Source organism: Thalassorhabdomicrobium marinisediminis (genome assembly GCF_003072065.1).
GTDB classification, from domain to species: Bacteria; Pseudomonadota; Alphaproteobacteria; order Rhodobacterales; family Rhodobacteraceae; genus Octadecabacter; species Octadecabacter marinisediminis.
Window position 1 is genome coordinate 235,558 of sequence record NZ_QCYG01000004.1, and the last position, 20,571, is coordinate 256,128.

The window sequence follows — 20,571 nt, forward strand, 5'->3', positions numbered from 1 at the left end:
CCGCAGAAGTTCCACCTTCGCGCCAGTTTTTTTGGTGACGTAGGGGAAGGTGGAGCGCGAGGTTTTTGTGTGGGTGCCGCTGATCCTGAATGATGGCGCACAATAATCGGGCCGGCCCTTTGTTGGGGCCGACCCGGCGTTGAGCGCTTCAGAAAGGGCAGAGGGGCCGCTACTCCAGTTCGACCAGAAGATCCTTGGCGTCGATCTGCGCGCCGGGGGCGACGTGGATCGCCTTGACGACTGCATCACGCTCGGCATGCAGGCCGGTCTCCATCTTCATCGCCTCGATGGTGAGCAACAGGTCGCCGGTCTTCACCGGCTTGGCCACGGTGGCGGCGACTGTGGCAACGACGCCCGGCATGGGTGCGCCCACGTGATCGGCATTGCCCGGGTCCGCCTTGGGTCGCTTGGCCGAGGTGCCCGCCACGCGGCGGTCGGACACGCGGATGGTGCGGGGCTGGCCGTTCAGCTCGAAGAACACTTTCACGTCGCCTTCTTCGCTGGTCTCGGACACCGCTTGCAGGCGAATCTCCAGCGTCTTGCCGGGGTCGATCTCTGCGCTGATCTCCTCGCCCGGTTCCATGCCATAGAAAAAGGTCCGCGTGGGCAGGGTGCGCACCGGGCCGTAGAGCGCGTGACGGCGGGCGTAGTCGATGAACACCTTGGGATACATCAGGTAGCCGTTCAGGTCTTCGTCGTCGATCTCGATCCCGTCGAGCGTCTCGGACAGTTCCTTGCGCACCGCTTCCAGATCGACGGGCTTAAGGTGCTTGCCGGGCCGCTCAAGGTTCGGCTTTTCGTCCTTGAGCACCGTTTTCACGATGGTGTCGGGAAAGCCGCCGGGGGGCTGGCCCAGATTGCCGCGCATCATGTCGATGACGCTGTCAGGGAAGCTGACATCGACGGCTGGATCCTCGACCTCTTCGCGGGTCAGGCCCTGACTGACCATCATCAGCGCCATGTCGCCCACGACCTTGGACGAGGGCGTGACCTTGACGATATCGCCAAACATTCGGTTCACGTCCGCATAGGTCTGCGCGACCTCGTGCCAGCGTTCTTCCAGCCCGAGGCTGCGCGCCTGCGCCTTGAGGTTGGTGAACTGGCCGCCGGGCATCTCGTGCAGATAAACCTCCGACGCAGGCGCTTGCAGACCGGATTCGAAGGCCGCGTAATGGGCGCGCACGGTTTCCCAGTAGTTGCTGATCTCGCGGATGGCGGCCACATCAAGGCCGGTGTCGCGGTCGGTGTGTTTGAGCGCCTCGACGATAGAGCCCAGCGTCGGCTGCGAGGTGTTGCCCGAAAGCGCGTCCATCGCCGCGTCGATCGCGTCGACCCCCGCGGCCGAGGCCGCCAGCACCGTCGCGATGGCCGCACCCGAGGTGTCGTGGGTGTGGAAATGGATCGGCAGGCCGACTTCATCCTTGAGCGCCGAAATCAGCTGCGTCGCGGCCTTGGGCTTGAGCAGCCCGGCCATGTCCTTCAGGCCCAGCACATGGGCGCCGGCCTTCTCGAGATCCTTGGCCATGCCGACGTAATACTTCAGGTCGTACTTGCTGCGGTCGGGGTCGTTGATGTCGCCGGTGTAGCAGATCGTGCCTTCGCAGACCTTGTCGGCCGCGATCACGGCATCCATCGCCACGCGCATGTTCTCGACCCAGTTGAGGCTGTCGAACACGCGGAACACGTCCACCCCCGAGGCCGCCGCCTGCCGCACGAATTCTTGCACCACGTTGTCGGGATAATTGGTGTAGCCGACGCCATTGGACGCGCGCAGCAGCATCTGCGTCATGATGTTGGGCATCTTCGCGCGGATGTCGCGCAGGCGTTGCCACGGGCACTCCTGCAAGAAGCGATAGGCCACGTCGAAGGTCGCGCCGCCCCAGCATTCCACCGAGAAGAGCTGCGGCATGTTCGCCGCATAGGTCGGCGCGACACGCACCATATCGATCGAGCGCATCCGCGTTGCCAGCAGCGACTGGTGCCCGTCACGCATGGTGGTGTCGGTGATGAGAAGTTGCTTTTGCTCTTTCATCCAGTCGGCCACGGCCCCGGGCCCCGACTGATCAAGGATCTGCCGGGTGCCGGGGGCGGGGTCCTTGGTTTTGGGGGCCGGGGCGCGGGGCGGCAGGGCCTCGGCCTTCGGTTTCGCGCGGCCCTCGGTCTCGGGATGGCCATTCACGGTGATGTCCGCGATGTAGGTGAGGATTTTCGTCGCCCGGTCACGACGCGGCTTGAAGTCGAACAGCTCGGGCGTGGTGTCGATGAAGGACGTGGAATATTCGTTGTTCAGGAACGTGGGGTGTTTGAGCAGGTTTTCCACGAAAGCGATGTTGGTGCTGACGCCGCGAATGCGGAACTCGCGCAGGGCGCGGTCCATGCGGGCGATCGCCGCCTCGGGGGTGGGGGCCCAAGCGGTGACCTTGGTCAACAGGCTGTCGTAATAGCGCGTTATGACAGCGCCGGCATAAGCGGTGCCGCCGTCCAGCCGGATGCCCATGCCCGTGGCGCTGCGGTAGGTCTGGATGCGGCCATAATCGGGGATAAAATTGTTGGTCGGGTCTTCGGTGGTGACGCGGCACTGCAGCGCGTGCCCGTCCAGCTTCACATCATATTGCGACGCACAGCCGGTGGCCTCGACAAGGCTTTTGCCTTCGGCAATCTTGATCTGGGCCTGCACGATGTCGATGCCCGTAACCTCTTCGGTGACGGTGTGTTCGACCTGCACACGGGGGTTCACTTCGATGAAGTAGAAGTCGCCTGTGGTCATATCCATCAGGAACTCGACCGTGCCGGCGCATTCATAATTGACGTGGGCGCAGATTTTCTTGCCCAGATTACAAAGCGTTTCGCGCTGGGCCTCCGAGAGGTAGGGGGCGGGCGCGCGTTCCACCACCTTCTGGTTGCGCCGCTGGACCGAGCAATCCCGCTCCCACAGGTGGTAGATTTCTCCGTGGCTGTCGCCGAGGATCTGCACTTCGACGTGGCGCGCCTTGGTGATCATCTTCTCAAGGTAGCCTTCGCCATTGCCAAAGGCGGCTTCGGCCTCGCGCCGGCCTTCGCGCACTTTCTCCTCAAGTTCGTCGGCGGAGTGGATCGGCCGCATCCCGCGCCCGCCACCGCCCCAGGACGCCTTGAGCATAAGGGGATAGCCGATCTCATCGGCCTCGGCGCGGATCGCGTCCATATCGTCGCCCAGCACTTCGGTGGCGGGAATCACCGGCACGCCGGCCTCGATCGCGACCTTGCGGGCGCTGGCCTTGTCGCCAAGCGCGCGCATGGTTTCGGCGCGCGGCCCGATGAATTTGATGCCATTGGCGGCACAAGCGTCAACAAAATCGGGGTTTTCGGACAGCAGTCCATAGCCCGGATGGATCGCGTCGGCGCCGCTTTCGAGCGCCACGCGGATCATCTCGTCAATGCTCAGATAGGCGGCAACGGGGCCGAGGTCTTCGCCGATCCGGTAGGCTTCGTCGGCCTTGAAGCGATGCAGGCCGAGCTTGTCCTCTTCGGCGTAGACCGCGACCGTGCGTTTGCCCATTTCATTGGCTGCCCGCATGATACGAATGGCAATCTCGCCCCGGTTCGCGATGAGGATTTTTTCAAAGTCCGCCATAGCCTGCGCCTCCCTATTTTGCAGTTGCAGCATTTATGCGGAGTTTTTTGAAGGTGTAAACTGCTTTACGCGCAACTGGTCGTTCGGGTGGCTGGGGGCGCTGCCCCCCGGCCTGCGGCCGCCCCCCGGGATATTTTCAAGCAAAGATGGGCCAGTTTGGAACATATGGCGAACACGGTCTTTTCTTAACCTTCGGGTTTCGATAGATTGGGCGCCATGAGCAGTTTTTCCGATGATGATGCCTTCGAGGCCGCCGCCGCACCGCAGCCCTCCCTGTCGCAACAGGCCATGCAGGCCCGGGGCGCGCCCTATCTGGACGGGTTGAACGTCGCGCAACGCGAAGCGGTCGAGACGTTGGATGGGCCGGTTTTGATGCTGGCTGGCGCGGGCACGGGCAAGACCAAAGCGCTGACCTGCCGGATCGCGCATTTGCTGGGCACGGGGCGTGCGCGCCCCAACGAAATTCTGGCGGTGACCTTCACCAACAAGGCCGCGCGGGAGATGAAGTCGCGGGTTGCGGCGCTGACGGGGCACGTCGAAGGCATGCCCTGGTTGGGGACCTTTCACGCCATCTGCGTCAAACTGCTGCGGCGGCACGCGGAACTGGTCGGGCTGAAGTCGAATTTCACGATTCTGGATACTGACGACCAGTTGCGCCTGCTCAAACAGTTGATCGCGGCCAGCAATATCGACGACAAACGCTGGCCCGCGCGCATGCTTGCGGGCATCATTGATGGCTGGAAGAACAAGGCTTGGACGCCCGCGCAGGTCCCGGTGGGCGAGGCGAGCGCCTTTGACGGCAAGGGTGTGGCCCTTTACAGCGCCTATCAGCAGCGGCTGAAGGATCTGAACGCCTGTGATTTCGGCGACCTTCTGTTGCATATGGTGACGATCTTCCAGACCCATGAAGACGTGCTGGCGCAGTATCAACGCTGGTTCCGCTACATTCTGGTGGACGAATATCAGGATACCAACGTCGCCCAATACCTGTGGCTGCGGCTGTTGGCCCAAGGGCATAAGAACATCTGCTGCGTGGGTGACGATGACCAGTCGATCTACGGCTGGCGCGGCGCGGAAGTGGGCAACATCCTGCGGTTCGAAAAGGATTTCCCCGGCGCCCATGTGGTGCGGCTGGAGCAGAATTACCGCTCGACCGGACATATTCTGGGGGCGGCGGCCGGTGTGATCGCCGCCAACAAGGGGCGTTTGGGCAAGACCCTGTTCACCGAAGGCGAGGACGGCGATCAGGTGCGGCTGATCGGCCATTGGGACGGCGAGGAAGAGGCCCGCTGGATCGGCGAGGAAATCGAATCCATGCAGCGTGGCACCCGCGGCAACGCCGCCCTACCGCTCAACGCTATGGCGATCCTTGTACGCGCGTCCCACCAGATGCGCGCTTTCGAGGACCGGTTTCTGACCATCGGGCTGCCCTATCGCGTGATCGGCGGCCCGCGCTTCTATGAGCGGATGGAGATTCGCGACGCCATGGCCTATTTCCGCCTCGCGGTGAGCCATGACGATGACCTTGCGTTCGAACGGATCGTCAACACGCCCAAGCGCGGCCTTGGCGACAAGGCGGTGCAGACGATTCAGACCACCGCGCGCTCCAACGGGGTGAGCCTTGTGGAAGGGGCGCGTCTGGCGGTTGAGGGCGGCTTGATCAAGGGCAAGGGTGGCAAGGCGCTGGCCGAGCTGGTGCAGAGGCTGGACCGCTGGCACCGGCAGCTGCGCGAAGAGGCCGACACCCACGTTGAGATGGCGGAAATGATCCTTGATGAAAGCGGCTACACCGGCTTTTGGCAGAACGACAAAACGCCCGAAGCGCCCGGGCGGCTCGAAAACCTCAAGGAACTGGTCAAGGCGCTGGAGAACTTCGAGAACCTGCAAGGGTTTCTCGAGCACGTCAGCCTGATCATGGACAACGCGCAAGAGGAAGAGGATGACAAGGTCACGATCATGACCCTGCATGCGGCCAAGGGGCTGGAGTTTCCGGCCGTGTTCCTGCCGGGCTGGGAGGACGGGCTGTTTCCGTCGCAGCGGTCGATGGACGAGAGCGGCCTCAAGGGCCTCGAAGAGGAGCGGCGCCTTGCCTATGTCGGCATCACCCGCGCGGAAAAGTTGTGCACGATTTCCTTTGCTGCCAACCGTCGCGTCTATGGCCAGTGGCAAAGCCAGATGCCCAGCCGGTTTATTGATGAACTGCCCAGCGAACATGTCGAGGTGCTGACGCCTCCGGGCCTTTACGGCGGTGGCTACGGCGCTGCGGGCATGGGGGCCGAGGCGAATCCCGCCAGCATGGGCATGACCTCGAACCTGCATCAGAAGGCGGCGGACGCGAATGTCTACAACTCGCCCGGATGGCGCCGGTTGCAGGCGCGCAGCCAGCAGCGTCCGGTCAGCCAGCCGCTGGAAAGCCGCACCATGGTGATCGACATGACGGCCACGTCTTCGTTCACCACCGGCGACCGCGTGTTCCATCAGAAATTCGGCTATGGCGAAGTGATGGAGATCGAGGGCGACAAGCTGGTGATCGAGTTCGACAAGGCGGGCGAGAAGAAGGTGGTGGCCAAGTTCGTGGTCAGCGCGGCCGCTGCGGACGACGTGCCGTTCTAGCCTTGGATTAAACTGCGGGCCACAGGATCGGCACCAGCGTTGCCAGCAACAGCAGCGCCATGGTGCCATTGAACGCGCGCAGCCGTCCCGGTGACGTAAGGAACCGCCGCATCTGTTGGCCCAGAACGGTCCAGCTGCCGATGCAGGGCAGGTTGACCAGCCCGAAGATCAGCGCCACGAGCAGCACTGCCAGCACGCTGCGGTGCCCGTTCGTGCCGGTGGCAAAGTTCGTCACCGCATAGACGGCCATGGTCCAGGCCTTGGGGTTCACCCATTGAAAGGCCGCCGCCTGCAGGAACGTCATGGGGGTGCCGCTGGTCTCGGGCGCGTCGGGCAGGCTTGGCGCGGCTCTCGCTATCTTCCAGGCGAGCCAGACCAAATAGGCGACCGACAGCACTTTCAGCACGGTGTTCATTATCGGAAAGGCATCGAAAACCTGCATCAGGCCCAAGCCCACCAGCACGATCATCACCGTAAAGCCGATGGCCACGCCCAACATATGCGGCAGGCTGCGCCAGATGCCGAAGTTGGCGCCCGACGCCATAAGCATCGTGTTGTTCGGTCCCGGCGTGATCGAGGACACGAAGGCAAAGGTGATCAGGGCAAGCAGAACATCGAGAATCATCCGCGCATCCTATCGCCGGCAGGGGCGAAGGGAACAGATGGATCGGATCGGATCGGGGAAAGAGAGCGAAAAAAGCGACGGAACCAAGGGAGGAGGAAGTTCCGCCGCTTCTTTGCTACGGTCACCCCAGGGAGGAGGGGGTCTTCCGTGTCATCAAAACGGTCCAAGGGAGGAAGAACCGTTCTGGTGGTATCCAACACACCCCGAGGGAGGACGGGGCAGGCTGGTATTCTTTGGATCGAGAGCGACGGTATCAGGGAGGAGATACCGCCGCGTCTCGATCTGTGCGCCTTCCATCAAGGGGAGGAAATGGACGGCGCGATCACAGGTCAGCCCAGGGAGGGAGGAGAGGGCGACCCGATGCGAATTAGTTGTAGGTCGCTTCGAAAGCGACGCGCTTGATGCTCGAGCGGCCAAAGCCCAGATCGTTAAGCTCGTGGTCGGACAGGTTGCTCAGCTCGGCCACGGTCTTGCGATAGGCGCGGTACTGCATGAAGCGGGAGAACAGGCCGCCAGCGCGATCGGATGCGCGGTCAAGGATGGATGGGCCGCTTGTGCGGATGTCAGATGCGTGTGCCATGATGGCCTCCTAGGTCATTACGACCCTTTCAGCGGGTCGTGGTCTGCGACGCCGTATTGCGTCTTCGAGGCCTCATTTAAGCCAATGCTGCATTTGCACAATGGCCGAAAGGTCAGACCCGCTATGCAAGGACTGCATGGGTAATCTCTTGTAAATATTAATGTTAGCGCCATGGGCACGCCGTGACGCGGGGTCAATCCATGCTGCGGGTGCATAATTCCCCGCCCAGCTCGCCCCAGGGGTGCAAACGCGGCGTGCGTGGGTGCGGCAAGACATCTGTTGTCTTTTGTCTGCACAGGGTGTGAAACAGGTGCTGCAAGATTGACGCAGATAAAGGGCGGGACAGCATGGCACTTACAGGCGAGCAGATCATGGCGGCATTGCGGACCATCGGGCTTCCGGACGGCGGGGACCTCGTCTCGCGCGATATGATCCGGGCGCTGCAGGTGCAGGGCGATGCCGTGCGGTTCGTGATCGAAGCGCCGGACGCGGCCACCGCAAGCCGGATGGAGCCCGTACGGCAGGCGGCGGAAACCATCGTCGGCCGGATCGACGGCGTGTCTTCCGTCTCGGTGGTGTTGACCGCGCCCACGGCCAGCGGCGGGCAAACGCCTCCGGCCCCGGGCAGCAAACCGCCGCCGGACCTCAAGATCGGCCGTCACCCGACGCCGCAGGCGGGGCCGGAAGGGGTGCCCGGCGTCGACCGGATCATCGCGATCGGGTCGGGCAAGGGCGGAGTCGGCAAGTCCACGGTGTCAAGCAACCTTGCTGTGGCGCTGGCAAAGCAGGGCCGCAAGGTCGGGCTGCTGGACGCGGATATCTACGGCCCCTCCCAGCCGCGCATGATGGGCGTGAACAAGCGGCCCAGTTCGCCCGACGGCAAGACCATCATTCCCCTGCAGGCCCACGGCGTCACCGTCATGTCCATCGGCTTCATGGTGGATCCGGCCAAGGCCGTGGTCTGGCGCGGGCCGATGCTGATGGGCGCCTTGCAGCAGATGCTGACGCAGGTGGAATGGGGCGAGCTTGACGTCCTGCTGGTGGATCTGCCACCGGGCACCGGCGATGTACAGCTGACCCTTTGCCAGAAAACGCAGCTGACCGGCGCCATTGTTGTCAGCACTCCGCAGGACGTGGCGCTGATCGATGCGCGCAAGGCGCTGGACATGTTCAACACCCTGAAGACCCCGGTGCTGGGTCTGGTCGAGAACATGTCGACCTATATCTGCCCCAATTGCGGGCATGAGGCGCACCTGTTCGGGCACGGTGGCGTGGCCGCGGAGGCTGAGGCCATCGGCGTGCCGTTTCTGGGCGCGCTGCCCGTGGACCTCGACACGCGGCTCGCCGGGGATGCGGGCACGCCCATTGCCACCGGCGACGGCCCCATGGCCGAGGCCTATGCGACCTTGGCCAAGCGGCTGATCGACGGCGGCATGGGGTGATCATCCGGCCGGCAACCGCGGCGGACTGGCCGGCACTCTGGGACATTCTGCGCCCGGTGTTCCGCGCTGGTGAAACCTATGCGGTGGATCGCGACATCGACGAAAGTGCGGCGCGGGCGTTGTGGTGCGACAGCCCCGCCGCCACTTTTGTGGCCGAGGACGCGGGGCGCATTCTGGGCACCTATTACCTCAAGACCAACCATCAGGGCGGGGCGCGCCACGTGTGCAACTGTGGCTACGTCACCGACGCCACCGCGACGGGCAGGGGGGTGGCGCGTGCGATGTGCGAGCATTCGCTGGCCGAGGCGCGGGCCATGGGCTACCGCGCCATGCAGTTCAATCTCGTGCTTGCCTCTAACGCCGCCGCCGTAGGGCTCTGGCAGAAGCTGGGGTTCCAGATCGTCGGCACGCTGCCGCAGGTTTTCGACCATCCGAGGCTGGGTCTGGTCGATGGGCACGTCATGTGGAAGGCGCTGTCCTGAGCCGGGCGTGACCCGCGCTCCTGTCGCCTCTTGTGGCCCCGGTGAACCTCCCCCCGGTCCCGTCGCCCGTTCCCCGCGCATAGATGCCTCGGGAATTCATGGGAGCGACCCGAGATTTCCGAATCAAACACAAGAAACAGGGCTGTGATTCGGCGGGTTTTGGCCGGTCACCTGTCGGAATGTGCCGTGGCCCTCGCGGGAAAACGTGGGATTTTGGGAAAATCTGGAACTTTCTGTGGCTGCGCTTCAACCGCAACATCTTGTGGTTCATATGATCGGATTGCGCCTTATCTGTGGTTTTTGGCATCTTGAGTACCGGACCGTCGGCCGCGAACGTGACCAAAAAGCACCATCTTGTTCCATGATTTCCCAGAAAAGGGTTGGCGCGCCATGAATTCCCATGCATACATGATTGCAGGAAGACGGGCAGACAACACGGGGCACCAAACGACCCCACCGACACTAAGAAAACTTAGGTCAGGTTTCATACAGGCACCCCCTTTCTGAACGAAGAGATCCGGCGCGCGAGCGAGCAGACATCCCCCCAGGTGGCGCGCGCAGCTGGACACTCCCGGAGACGGGACGAGGGCGGCGGATCAGACAGTGGCAGCAGTCTGATCCGCCGTTTTCCGTTAAAAATCAATAAACTGATGGGGGAACGGGCAAGGGAGCCGCAAGGCAGTGGGTCTGAGTTTCAGAGGCGAATTCAACCAGAAGGTTGACGGCAAGGGGCGCATGTCGATCCCGGCCGATTTTCGCGCTGTGCTCGCCGACGGTGATCCGCGCTGCCCTGAAAATCCGCTTCCCCGCATGGTCGTGTTGCACGGGCCCCACCTGAAAAATTGCCTGCACGCCTATACGATCGAGGCGATGGAAGAGATCGAAGAGGGCATCAAGCGCCTGCCGCGCGGTTCGGACGCCCGCAAACGTGCCTCACGGATGATCCTTGGCAAATCATGGGACACCGAAGTCGATAAGGACGGGCGCATCGTCTTGCCCCAGCGTCTGCGCCAGCAGATCGGCCTGACCGGTGAGGCGACGATGGCCGCCATGGGCGATTATTTCGAAATCTGGAACGCAGAGACATACGCCGAGGTGGAGGCCGCCGAGGCCGCAGCCCTTCTGGAAGAATTCGACGGCGACTTCGATCCGCTGTCCCTGATCGACCCGCCAGGAGGGGCCTAGATCATGGGGACCGCTGCCGCATCTGCCCCGCATATTCCCGTTCTGATCGGGCCGCTGGTCGCGGCCTGCGCGCCGGTCCGTGGCACCTGGCTGGACGGAACCTTCGGGGCAGGGGGCTATACCAAACACCTTCTGGAGGCGGGCGCCGAGCATGTGATCGGCGTTGACCGCGATCCAGACGTTTTCAAAAACGCACAATGGGCGGTCGATGACCCGCGCATTTCGCTGGTAGAAAATACATTTTCCAACCTTGACGCGGTCGCGTCCGATCTGGACGGCATCGTCCTCGACCTTGGGGTGTCGTCGATGCAGCTGGACCAGCCGGACCGCGGATTTTCATTCATGAGGGACGGTCCGCTGGATATGCGGATGGGACAGGAGGGCACCAGTGCAGCTGATATTGTCAATAACGCGTCAGAAACCGATCTTGCTGACATTCTGTTTACCTACGGCGAAGAAAGAGCCTCTCGCCGGATCGCCCGCAAACTCGTCGCTGAACGCGCAAGTGAGCCGATTGAAGGCACGCTCCGCCTGGCCAAAATAATCGAAAGCTGCCTGCCGCGTCCGAAACCGGGGCAAAGCCATCCGGCGACGCGTAGCTTTCAAGCGATCCGCATCGCGGTGAACGACGAATACGGGCAACTGGCCGAAGGGCTTGAGGCTGCCGAGCGCGCGCTGAAACCCGGCGGGCATCTTGCGGTGGTGACCTTTCATTCGGTCGAGGATCGGATGGTGAAGCGGTTCTTGCAGCAACGCGGCGGCGGGCAGGCCAATGCGAACCGCTATGCGCCCGCGCTCGAAGTTGTGCAGCCCGCGTTCCGGATACTCACGAAAAAGGCGGTCGGCCCGTCCGAGGAGGAACTGGCTCAGAACCCCCGCGCGCGCTCGGCCAAGCTGCGCGTGGCCCAGCGGACCGACGCGCCCGCAGGGCCCGCAGACCGGACGAAACTGGGAATGCCACAATTGAGAGATCAACGGTAATGCGTTCTATCCTTTACATCTTTTCGGCAGTCATGGTGATGGGTCTTGCCTATTGGGCCTATCATGAAAACTACCAAACGCAGGCGTCCCTGAAAGAGGTGCGTAGCCTGCACCGCCAGATCGGGCGCGCCCATGAGCGGCTCAAGGTGCTTGAGGCGGAATGGGCCTATCTCAACCGGCCCGACCGGCTGCGCGATCTGGCTGAGCTGAACTTTGACCGTCTTGGCCTGTTGCCACTGATGCCGGAATCCTTCGGCCGCATCGATCAGGTCGCCTATCCCACGGGCATCGTCTTCGATCTGGCCAATTCGATCGAGGTGTCATCGGACAATGCGCCGCTTCTGGACACCAATCTCAACGTCGAGGTGGTCCGATGATCCGCACCCCGCTGCGCCCGCTGGCCCGAATCCTGAAAGCCCGCGAACAGGGGCAAAACCCCGACGCCATCGAAGCCGAAAACATCCGTCTGCGGCACGAGGATGACCGCGACCGCGACCGCAACCGCGCCGAGGGGCGCCTGCTGGTCATGGGGGTCGCGTTCTTTTGCGCCTTCATCGTGATCGGCGCGCGCATGGGAACCCTTGCCGGATCGGTCCCGCAAGAACCCACGGCCCAGGCCTCAGGCTCTCCCATCATTGGGCAACGTTCTGATATCGTTGACCGAAACGGGCGCGTTCTGGCGACCAATCTGGACACGCACAGCCTCTATGCGCAGATCCCAGACATGGTTGATCCGGCGAAAGCCGCGCGCGAACTGGCGGGCATTTTCCCCGAGTTGGACGAAGACGAGCTGTTCAAGGATTTCACCGGTGAGCGGCGGTTCCTGTGGATCCGGCGGGAAATCAGCCCCGAGCAGATGCAGGCGGTCCACGACATCGGTGATCCGGGGCTGCTGTTTGGCCCGCGCGAGATGCGGCTTTACCCCAACGGTTCGGTCGCCGCGCATATTCTGGGCGGCGCGACTTACGGGCGTGAGGGGGTGAGCTCGGCCGAGGTGATCGGCGTCGCCGGCGTCGAGAAATACTTCGACGACTTCCTGCGCGATCCCGCGAACGAGGGCGCACCGCTTGAACTGAGCCTTGACCTCACCGTGCAGGCGGCGAGCGAGCGGGTCCTGCACGGCGGCATGATGCTGATGTCGGCCAAAGGCGCATCGAGCGTGTTGATGGACGTGCATACGGGCGAAATCCTGTCGATGGTGAGCCTGCCGGACTTTGACCCGAATGACCGCCCCCGCGTGCTGACCGAGGCCGACGGAGCGACCGACCAGTCCGACAGCCCCCTGTTCAACCGCGCGGTGCAGGGCGTTTACGAATTGGGTAGCGTTTTCAAGATCTTCACCATCGCGCAAGCGGTCGAGCTGGGATTGATCCGCGCCGACACGATGATTGACACCAAGGGTCCGCTGACCTGGGGCCGGTTCCGCATCCGGGACTTCCGCAACTACGGGGCCGAGCTTACGGCCACGGATGTGATCGTGAAATCCTCCAACGTGGGCACCGCGCGGGTGGCGATGATGATCGGGGCGGAGAAACAGCGCGAATTCCTCGACTCGCTGGGGCTTCTGGCCCCGACGCCGGTGGAGATGGTCGAGGCCCCGACGGGGCGGCCACTGCTGCCGCCGAACTGGTCGGAAATCTCAACGATGACAATTTCTTACGGGCACGGGCTCAGCTCCTCTCCGGTGCATCTGGCGACTGCCTACTCCAGCTTGCTCAACGGTGGCTACCGGGTTGAGCCGACGCTGTTGCGCCAGGATGGCCCCCGTTATGGCCCGCGCGTGGTGTCCGAGCGTGTGTCGGCCACGGCGCGCGACATGCTGCGCGCAGTGATCACCCGTGGCACGGCGTCGTTCGGAGATGTTGAAGGCTACGAGGTGGGCGGCAAGACGGGCACTGCGGAAAAGCCGCGCCCGACGGGCGGCTACTATGACGAGAAGAACATCGCCACCTTTGCAAGCGTCTTCCCCGCCAGCGATCCGCGCTACGTGTTGATTGTCACGCTTGACGAACCCTCGGTTGAGGCTTTGGGCGAACAGCGGCGCACCGCAGGCTGGACGGCGGTCCCGGTCGCGGCGGAAATGATCCGTCGCGTCGCACCGCTTCTGGGCCTGCGACCGGACGTTGAAACCCTGTCACCAACGGGTGTAACACTGACGTCGAACTAGGGGCGATCAACCCGGAAGAGAGACGGACATGAGCAGCCAGGCCGAACAGAAAACATCGACTTTGTCGGCCCTCGGGCTGACCGCGCGCAGCGGAAAGAACCCGCAGATCACCGGCTTGACCGTGGACAGCCGCGAGGTGCAGCCGGGCAGCCTGTTCTTTGCGCTCCCGGGGGCGCGGGTCCATGGGGGCGAATTTATCCAGTATGCTCTGCGCATGGGGGCGGCGGCGGTCGTCACCGACGCGCAAGGCGCTGAGATCGCGGCAAAAGAACTGGCGGAAAGCGAGGCCGCCCTGATCGTGACCGACGATCCGCGCGGCGCGCTGGCGCAGACTGCGTCGCTCTGGTTCGGCGCCCACCCCGAGACCTTGATCGCGGTCACAGGCACCAACGGCAAGACCTCAATTTCGACCTTCGCGCGGCAAATCTGGATCGAGATGGGGCTCGCCGCCGTCAATCTGGGCACCACGGGCATCGAAGGGGCCTGGACCCATCCTTTGCGGCACACCACGCCCGAGCCGATCACCCTGCACCGCGCCCTGGCCGAGGCTCGCGCCGAAGGGATCACCCATGTGGCGATGGAGGCGTCCTCGCACGGGTTGGACCAACGGCGGCTGGACGGGGTGATGCTGGCTGCTGCGGGTTTCAGCAATTTTACGCAGGATCATCTGGACTATCACAAGACGTTTGACGCCTATTTCGACGCCAAGATGGGGCTGTTCACCCGTCTTTTGCCTGAAGACGGTGTCGCGGTGGTCAACATTGATGATCCCAAGGGGCCCGAGGTCGTGGAACTGGCTGAAGGGCGCGGGATCGAGGTGATCACCGTGGGCCGGGCGGCGGACGCGCGCTTGCGGCTCACCGGCCAGCGGTTTGACGGCACCGGGCAAGAGATCCTGTTCGACTGGCAACGCGGCAGCCACAAGGCGCGGCTCAACCTGATCGGCGGGTTTCAGGCGGACAATGTGTTGCTGGCGGCGGGGCTGGTCATTGCCGCTGGCGGGGATGCGGAAGAGGCCTTCGACACCTTGCCGTATCTGACGACCGTGCGGGGCCGGATGCAGCACGCCGCCACGCGCGCGAATGGCGGCGCGGTTTTTGTCGATTACGCCCATACGCCCGACGCCATTGCCACGGCGCTACAGGCCATGCGCCCGCACGTGATGGGCAAACTTGTCGCCATCGTCGGCGCGGGCGGGGATCGTGACGCGGGCAAGCGGCCGCTCATGGGGCAGGCGGCGGCAGAGCATGCCGACGTGGTCTTCGTCACCGACGACAACCCGCGCACGGAAGACCCCGCCGCAATCCGCGCTGCAGTCATGGAAGGGGCAAAGGCCCGCGGCGCCGGCAAGTTGATTGTCGAGGTGGGCGACCGGGCCGAAGCGATCCTGCGCGGGGTCGATGCGCTTGGCCCGGGCGATGCCTTGCTGATCGCGGGCAAGGGTCATGAAAGCGGGCAGACCATCGGTGACGACGTGTTGCCCTTCGATGATGTGGAACAAGCCAGCGTGGCGGTGTCTGCGTTGGACGGGGCGTTCTGATGGCGCTCTGGACCGCAGCCGAGGCCGCTGACGCGACTGGCGGGCAAAGCGCGGGCGATTGGGTGGCGCACGGCGTGTCCATCGACACCCGGACGCTGGCCGAAGGCGATCTGTTCGTCGCCCTGAAAGCCGCGCGCGATGGTCATGAGTTTGTCGCCGCCGCTTTGAACAAAGGCGCGGCCGCCGCCGTTGTGACCCACCGCCCCGAAGGTGTTCCCGAAGATGCACCGCTATTGATCGTCCCCGATGTGCTGGCCGCACTTGAGGCTTTGGGCACCGCAGCCCGGACTCACACCAAGGCCCGCGTTCTGGCGATCACTGGCTCCGTGGGCAAGACTTCGGCCAAAGAAATGGCGCGCACGGTGCTGGCGCGGCAGGGCCGGACCCACGCCGCCGAAGCCTCTTACAACAACCACTGGGGCGTGCCGCTCACGCTGGCGCGGATGCCCAAGGGCACCGAGTTTGCGGTGATCGAGATCGGCATGTCCAACCCCGGTGAAATCGCGCCCTTGTCGCGTTTGGCGCGGCCCCATGTGGCGCTGATCACCACCATCGCCGCCGCCCATCTGGAAGCCTTTGACGACATCAGCGGCATCGCCCGCGAAAAGGCGGCGATCTTTGACGGGCTGACCGCGAACGGCGTGGCCGTCATCAATGCGGATGTGGACACCAGCGAAGTCTTGCAGCACTGCGCATCGAAGAAAGAGGCACGGCAGGTGCTGTTCGGGCAGATGTCGCGGGACTGGAAGCTCAGCCATGTGACCCTGTCCGAGGGGCAAACCATGGTGCAGGCCGACACCCCGCGCGGCGCGCTGATGTTCAAGCTGTCCACGGCGGGGCGGCATTTCGCGATGAACGGGCTGGGCATTCTGGCCGCTTGTGAGGCCATGGGCGCCGATCCGGTGCAGGCGGCGATGGACCTGTCACACTGGGCGCCGCCGACGGGGCGCGGCACTCGTGAGGTCGTGACCCTCGATGCCGCCCACGAAGATGAAACGCTGATCCTGCTGGACGATGCTTTCAACGCCAACCCCACCTCGCTCAGCGCCGCGCTTGAGGTGCTGGCGTCCTACACGCCGACCGATCACGTGGGCCGGATCGTCAAGGGGCGGCGAGTCGCCGTGCTGGGCGACATGCTGGAGCTGGGACCGGACGAGATCGAAATGCATGCCGAGATGGCGAAGGATGCCTCGATGCAGGCCCTGCATCTGATCCACTGTGCCGGACCGCGGATGCGTGCGCTTTATGACGCGCTGCCGGATGCGCGACGTGGCGTCTGGGTCGAGCGGGCCGAGGATCTGGCCACACAGGCCAGCGATCTGGTGGACGCCGGCGATGTCGTGCTGGTCAAGGGCTCCAAGAGCTCGCGCATCAGCCTTGTCGTTGACGCCATCCGCAAACTGGGGCATCCCGCCGCAGGTCCGCAAGGCTAGGGCCCGATCCCCCAAGACTGGAACAAGAAGGTTAGAACGACATGCTATACTGGCTCACCCTGCTGTCTGACGGTGGCGATGTTTTCAACCTTTTCCGCTATATCACCTTTCGCGCGGGCGGCGCGTTCCTGACCGCGCTGACCTTCGGCTTTCTGTTCGGCCCCTCGCTGATCCGCGTGCTGCGGACGCGTCAGGGCAAGGGTCAGCCGATTCGCGACGACGGTCCCGAAGGGCATTTCGTCAAGGCGGGCACGCCCACCATGGGTGGGCTGTTGATCGTGGGCGCGGTGCTCAGCTCGACCCTGCTTTGGGCGCGGCTGGACAATCCCTTCGTCTGGATGGTGCTTTTCGTCACCATGGCCTTTGCCCTGATCGGGTTTGCCGATGATTATGCCAAGGTGTCCAAGCAGAACACCGCGGGCGTCTCGGGCCGGACGCGCCTGCTGCTGGGCTTCATCGTTGCCGCCATCGCGGCCTATTGGGCGGCGCAATACCACCCCGAAGAGCTGTCGTACCAACTGGCCTTGCCGGTCTTCAAGGACACGCTGATCAACCTTGGCGTCCTGTTCATTCCCTTCGCGATGATCGTGATCGTCGGCGCGGCCAATGCCGTGAACATGACCGACGGGCTGGACGGTCTGGCGATCATGCCGGTGATGATCGCCGCAGGCGCGTTCGCGGTCTTTGCCTATTTCGTCGGCCGGGTGGATTTCACCACCGAGCTGGGCCTGCACTACGTGCCCGGCACCGGAGAGCTGGCGATCTTCTCGGCCGGACTGATCGGCGGCGGTCTGGGCTTTTTGTGGTATAACGCGCCGCCCGCGGCGGTCTTCATGGGCGACACCGGCTCGCTCGCGCTGGGCGGGGCGCTTGGGGCGATTGCCGTGGCCACCAAGCATGAGATCGTGTTGGCCATCGTCGGCGGTCTGTTCGTGGTCGAGGCGCTCTCGGTCATTGTGCAGGTGCTGTATTACAAACGCACGGGCAAGCGCGTCTTTCTGATGGCGCCGATCCACCACCACTACGAAAAGATGGGCTGGTCCGAGCCGACGATCGTGATCCGCTTCTGGATCATCTCGCTCATTCTTGCGGTGATCGGGCTGGCGACGCTGAAGATCCGCTAGCGCAGCGCTTGCATCACCCGGGCCGGCACCGCAGGCTGTGCCGCAATCACAAAGGGGCCATGCGATGATTCCAGTTCAGAGGTATTCCGGCAAGACGGTCGCGGTTCTGGGGCTGGGCCGGTCGGGCCTTGCGACCGTGGCTGCATTGCAAGCCGGTGGCGCGGATGTTGTCGCATGGGACGACAGCCCCGATGCCGCCGACAAGGCCGAAGGCGCGCGCGCGGAATTGCGCGATCTGACGCGGGCGGGCTCCTTTGACGATGTCGCGGCGCTGATCACCTCGCCCGGCATCCCGCATCTTTATCCCGAACCGCACCCCGCCATCGCCCGCGCCCTGTCCGAGGGATGCCCCGTGGACAACGACATCGGGCTGTTCTTTCGCAGCTTTGCAACCGACGACTGGCACGGGTTCGACACGATCCCCAAGATCATCGCGATCACCGGGTCGAACGGCAAATCCACCACCTCGGCGCTGGTGCATCACATCCTCGAAGAGGCGGGCCGGCCGACGCAGCTTGCGGGCAATATCGGGCGCGGGGTGCTTGACCTTGATCCCGCCCACGACGGGGAGGTGATCGTGCTCGAGCTCAGCTCCTACCAGACCGAGCTCGCCCGGGCGCTGACGCCGGATGTGGCGGTCTTCACCAACCTGAGCCCCGATCATCTGGACCGCCACGGAGGCTACGGCGGGTATTTCGCGGCCAAGCGCCGGCTGTTTTCCCTTGGCGGGCCGGACCGGGCGGTGGTCGGCGTGGACGAGGTTGAGGGCCGCTATCTCGCCAACCAGTTGATCGAAGGGCAGGGCGACGACCGCGTGATCCGCATCTCGGCGGGGCAGAAACTGGATGGCCACGGCTGGTCGGTCTTCGCGCGCAAGGGGTTCCTGAGCGAGTATCGCAAGGGGCGGCAGATGGCCTCAATCGATTTGCGCGCCATTCCCGGGCTTCCGGGGGCACACAATCATCAGAACGCCTGTGCGGCCTTTGCCGCCTGTCGCAGCATCGGGATCGGGCCGCGCGTCATTGAGCAGGCTTTGCACAGCTTCAAGGGCCTGCCCCACCGCAGCCAGCTTGTGGCCGACCGTGGCGGCGTGCGCTTCGTCAATGACAGCAAGGCGACCAACGTGGATTCCGCCGCCAAGGCGCTGGCCGCCTTCGACCGGATCCGCTGGATCTGCGGCGGGCTTGAGAAAGAGGGCGGGTTGGACGGGCTGCTGCCCGCGCCCACGGTGGTGAAGGCTTACGTCATCGGACGCGAAGCCGCGGGCTTTGCGATGAAGTTGAAAGGCGTCGAGGCCGAGGTCTGCGGCGACATGGCCACCGCCGTCGCCCGCGCCGCGCAGGACGCCCAGCCGGGCGAGGTGGTTCTGCTGGCGCCTGCCGCGGCCTCGTTTGATCAATACGACAGTTTCGAGAAACGGGGCGACGATTTCGCGGCGCAGGTGGCGCAGCTCGACTAGCCGCCCGCCGCGATGGCCGTGCCCGCCGCATGGGCCGAGGACCACGCCCACTGGAAGTTGTAGCCCCCCAGCCAGCCGGTGACATCCACCGCTTCGCCGATGAAATACAACCCCGGCACGCTTTTGGCTTCCATGGTCTTTGACGACAGCCCGTTCGTGTCCACGCCGCCCAGCGTCACCTCGGCCGTGCGGTAGCCTTCGGTGCCCGCGGGTTTCAGCCTCCAGCGGCTCAGCGCCTCCACCAGCGCGTCGATCCGCGCATCCGAGGCATCGGCCACATTGCCTGCAAGCTCCAGATCGGCAGCAAGGAAGTCGACAAGCCGCGCGGGCAGGTATTGCCCCAGAACGGTCGACAGGGCCTTGCGTCCGTCGGTCTGACGGTGACCGCGCAGGGCCGCCGCAAGGTCGAAGTCGGGCGACAGGGTGATGGTGATCTCCTCACCCTCGCGCCAGTAGCTTGAGGCTTGCAGCACCGCCGGACCTGACAACCCCCGGTGGGTGAACAACAGGGCTTCGTCGAAGGCGGTCCCGTCCTGCGTTCCGACACGGGCGGGGGTGGCGACACCGGCGAGCGGTTTAAATTTTTCGTCCGAGAAGGTGAAAGGCACGAGCCCGGCGCGGGTGGACGTCACGTTCAGGCCGAACTGCTCGGCGATCTGATAGGCCAGCCCCGTGGCCCCCATCTTGGGAATGGACTTGCCCCCGGTGGCAACCACAAGATTGCGGGCGGTGATGGTCTGCACCCCACCTTGCCGTTTGGTCGCGACGTGGAAGCCGGTGTCGCCCCGGCGGATGGTGCCGATAGAAGTGTTGAGCCAAAGCTGCGCATTCTCGGCCATTTCCGCCAGCAACATGGCGATGATGTCTTTCGCGCTGGTGTCGCAGAACAGCTGGCCAAGGGTCTTTTCATGCCACGGGATGCCGTGCCGGTTCACCAGATCGATGAAGTCCCATTGCGTATAGCGGGCCAGCGCGGATTTGGCAAAATGCGGATTGCTGCTGATGAAGTTCGCGGCCGTGGTGCCGGTGTTGGTGAAGTTGCAGCGCCCGCCGCCCGAGATGCGGATTTTCTCGCCCGCGGCCTTGGCGTGATCGAGCACCAGCGTCCCGGGGCCGCAATGGGCCGCACAGTGCAATCCGGCGGCTCCCGCGCCAAGAATAAGAGTGTTCACCTGCATGGCGCGACAGGTGCCCTGAATGCAGACGTCGCGCAAGGGGCGACCCGGCCCTCCGGGGGGAGTTTGTCGGGTCAGATGAAGGGGCGGGTGGATTTCTATGGAAACGTAGCCAGATTCCAGCTACACTTGCAGGCAGACCCGGCAAACGG

15 protein-coding genes are annotated in these 20,571 nt (G+C 64.1%); 11 read left to right on the forward strand and 4 right to left on the reverse strand.

Annotated features, from left to right (window positions below):
- Positions 1 to 169: 169 nt before the first annotated feature.
- Positions 170 to 3,613 carry a pyruvate carboxylase gene (locus DC363_RS07605; protein ID WP_108640532.1) on the reverse strand — a complete coding sequence of 1,148 codons (3,444 nt, stop codon included), beginning with the start codon at positions 3,611 to 3,613 and terminating at the stop codon, positions 170 to 172.
- Positions 3,614 to 3,829: 216 nt separating this feature from the next.
- Here DC363_RS07605 and DC363_RS07610 point away from each other — a divergent pair, with 216 nt between their 5' ends.
- On the forward strand, positions 3,830 to 6,226 hold the full coding sequence (locus DC363_RS07610; RefSeq protein WP_108640533.1) for an ATP-dependent helicase: 2,397 nt from the start codon (positions 3,830 to 3,832) through the stop codon (positions 6,224 to 6,226).
- A gap of 7 nt (positions 6,227 to 6,233) precedes the next feature.
- Here DC363_RS07610 and DC363_RS07615 read toward each other — a convergent pair whose 3' ends face one another.
- Entirely contained in the window at positions 6,234 to 6,851 is a 618-nt protein-coding gene (locus tag DC363_RS07615) for a LysE family translocator (protein WP_108640534.1), read from the reverse strand.
- A 367-nt stretch (positions 6,852 to 7,218) separates the two neighbouring features.
- Positions 7,219 to 7,431 carry a DUF1127 domain-containing protein gene (locus DC363_RS07620; protein WP_108640535.1) on the reverse strand — a complete coding sequence of 71 codons (213 nt, stop codon included), beginning with the start codon at positions 7,429 to 7,431 and terminating at the stop codon, positions 7,219 to 7,221.
- Positions 7,432 to 7,778: 347 nt separating this feature from the next.
- On the opposite strand from DC363_RS07620, the gene DC363_RS07625 reads away from it, so the two are divergent.
- The 10 genes from DC363_RS07625 to murD all read left to right on the forward strand — a co-directional run bounded on the left by DC363_RS07625 (position 7,779) and on the right by murD (position 19,244).
- Entirely contained in the window at positions 7,779 to 8,873 is a 1,095-nt protein-coding gene (locus tag DC363_RS07625; RefSeq protein WP_108640536.1) for an Mrp/NBP35 family ATP-binding protein, read from the forward strand.
- Entirely contained in the window at positions 8,870 to 9,355 is a 486-nt protein-coding gene (locus DC363_RS07630; RefSeq protein ID WP_108640537.1) for a GNAT family N-acetyltransferase, read from the forward strand. Before DC363_RS07625 ends, DC363_RS07630 begins: the two co-directional genes overlap by 4 nt.
- Before the next feature lie 681 nt (positions 9,356 to 10,036).
- A complete protein-coding gene (locus tag DC363_RS07635) occupies positions 10,037 to 10,540 on the forward strand; it encodes a division/cell wall cluster transcriptional repressor MraZ (protein ID WP_108640538.1) in 504 nt (167 codons plus the stop codon).
- Positions 10,541 to 10,543: 3 nt separating this feature from the next.
- Positions 10,544 to 11,521 carry a 16S rRNA (cytosine(1402)-N(4))-methyltransferase RsmH gene (rsmH, locus tag DC363_RS07640; RefSeq protein ID WP_108640539.1) on the forward strand — a complete coding sequence of 326 codons (978 nt, stop codon included), beginning with the start codon at positions 10,544 to 10,546 and terminating at the stop codon, positions 11,519 to 11,521.
- Complete coding sequence (gene ftsL / locus DC363_RS07645) at positions 11,521 to 11,898, forward strand: cell division protein FtsL (RefSeq protein WP_108640540.1); 378 nt, start codon at positions 11,521 to 11,523, stop codon at positions 11,896 to 11,898. The genes rsmH and ftsL overlap by 1 nt, the downstream gene beginning before the upstream one ends.
- Complete coding sequence (locus DC363_RS07650) at positions 11,895 to 13,688, forward strand: peptidoglycan D,D-transpeptidase FtsI family protein (RefSeq protein ID WP_108640541.1); 1,794 nt, start codon at positions 11,895 to 11,897, stop codon at positions 13,686 to 13,688. Before ftsL ends, DC363_RS07650 begins: the two co-directional genes overlap by 4 nt.
- Before the next feature lie 28 nt (positions 13,689 to 13,716).
- Positions 13,717 to 15,228: a UDP-N-acetylmuramoyl-L-alanyl-D-glutamate--2,6-diaminopimelate ligase gene (locus tag DC363_RS07655; protein WP_108640542.1), complete on the forward strand. Its 1,512-nt coding sequence runs from the start codon at positions 13,717 to 13,719 to the stop codon at positions 15,226 to 15,228.
- Positions 15,228 to 16,661 carry a UDP-N-acetylmuramoyl-tripeptide--D-alanyl-D-alanine ligase gene (locus DC363_RS07660; RefSeq protein ID WP_108640543.1) on the forward strand — a complete coding sequence of 478 codons (1,434 nt, stop codon included), beginning with the start codon at positions 15,228 to 15,230 and terminating at the stop codon, positions 16,659 to 16,661. The genes DC363_RS07655 and DC363_RS07660 overlap by 1 nt, the downstream gene beginning before the upstream one ends.
- A 41-nt stretch (positions 16,662 to 16,702) precedes the next feature.
- Positions 16,703 to 17,785, forward strand: a complete 1,083-nt coding sequence (mraY, locus tag DC363_RS07665; RefSeq protein ID WP_108640544.1) for a phospho-N-acetylmuramoyl-pentapeptide-transferase — start codon at positions 16,703 to 16,705, stop codon at positions 17,783 to 17,785.
- A gap of 64 nt (positions 17,786 to 17,849) precedes the next feature.
- Positions 17,850 to 19,244: a UDP-N-acetylmuramoyl-L-alanine--D-glutamate ligase gene (gene murD / locus DC363_RS07670; protein WP_108640545.1), complete on the forward strand. Its 1,395-nt coding sequence runs from the start codon at positions 17,850 to 17,852 to the stop codon at positions 19,242 to 19,244.
- On the opposite strand, the gene DC363_RS07675 is transcribed toward murD, so the two are convergent.
- Complete coding sequence (locus DC363_RS07675; protein WP_108640546.1) at positions 19,241 to 20,422, reverse strand: BaiN/RdsA family NAD(P)/FAD-dependent oxidoreductase; 1,182 nt, start codon at positions 20,420 to 20,422, stop codon at positions 19,241 to 19,243. The two genes, murD and DC363_RS07675, sit on opposite strands and share 4 nt — an antisense overlap.
- Between the last annotated feature and the right edge of the window lie 149 nt (positions 20,423 to 20,571).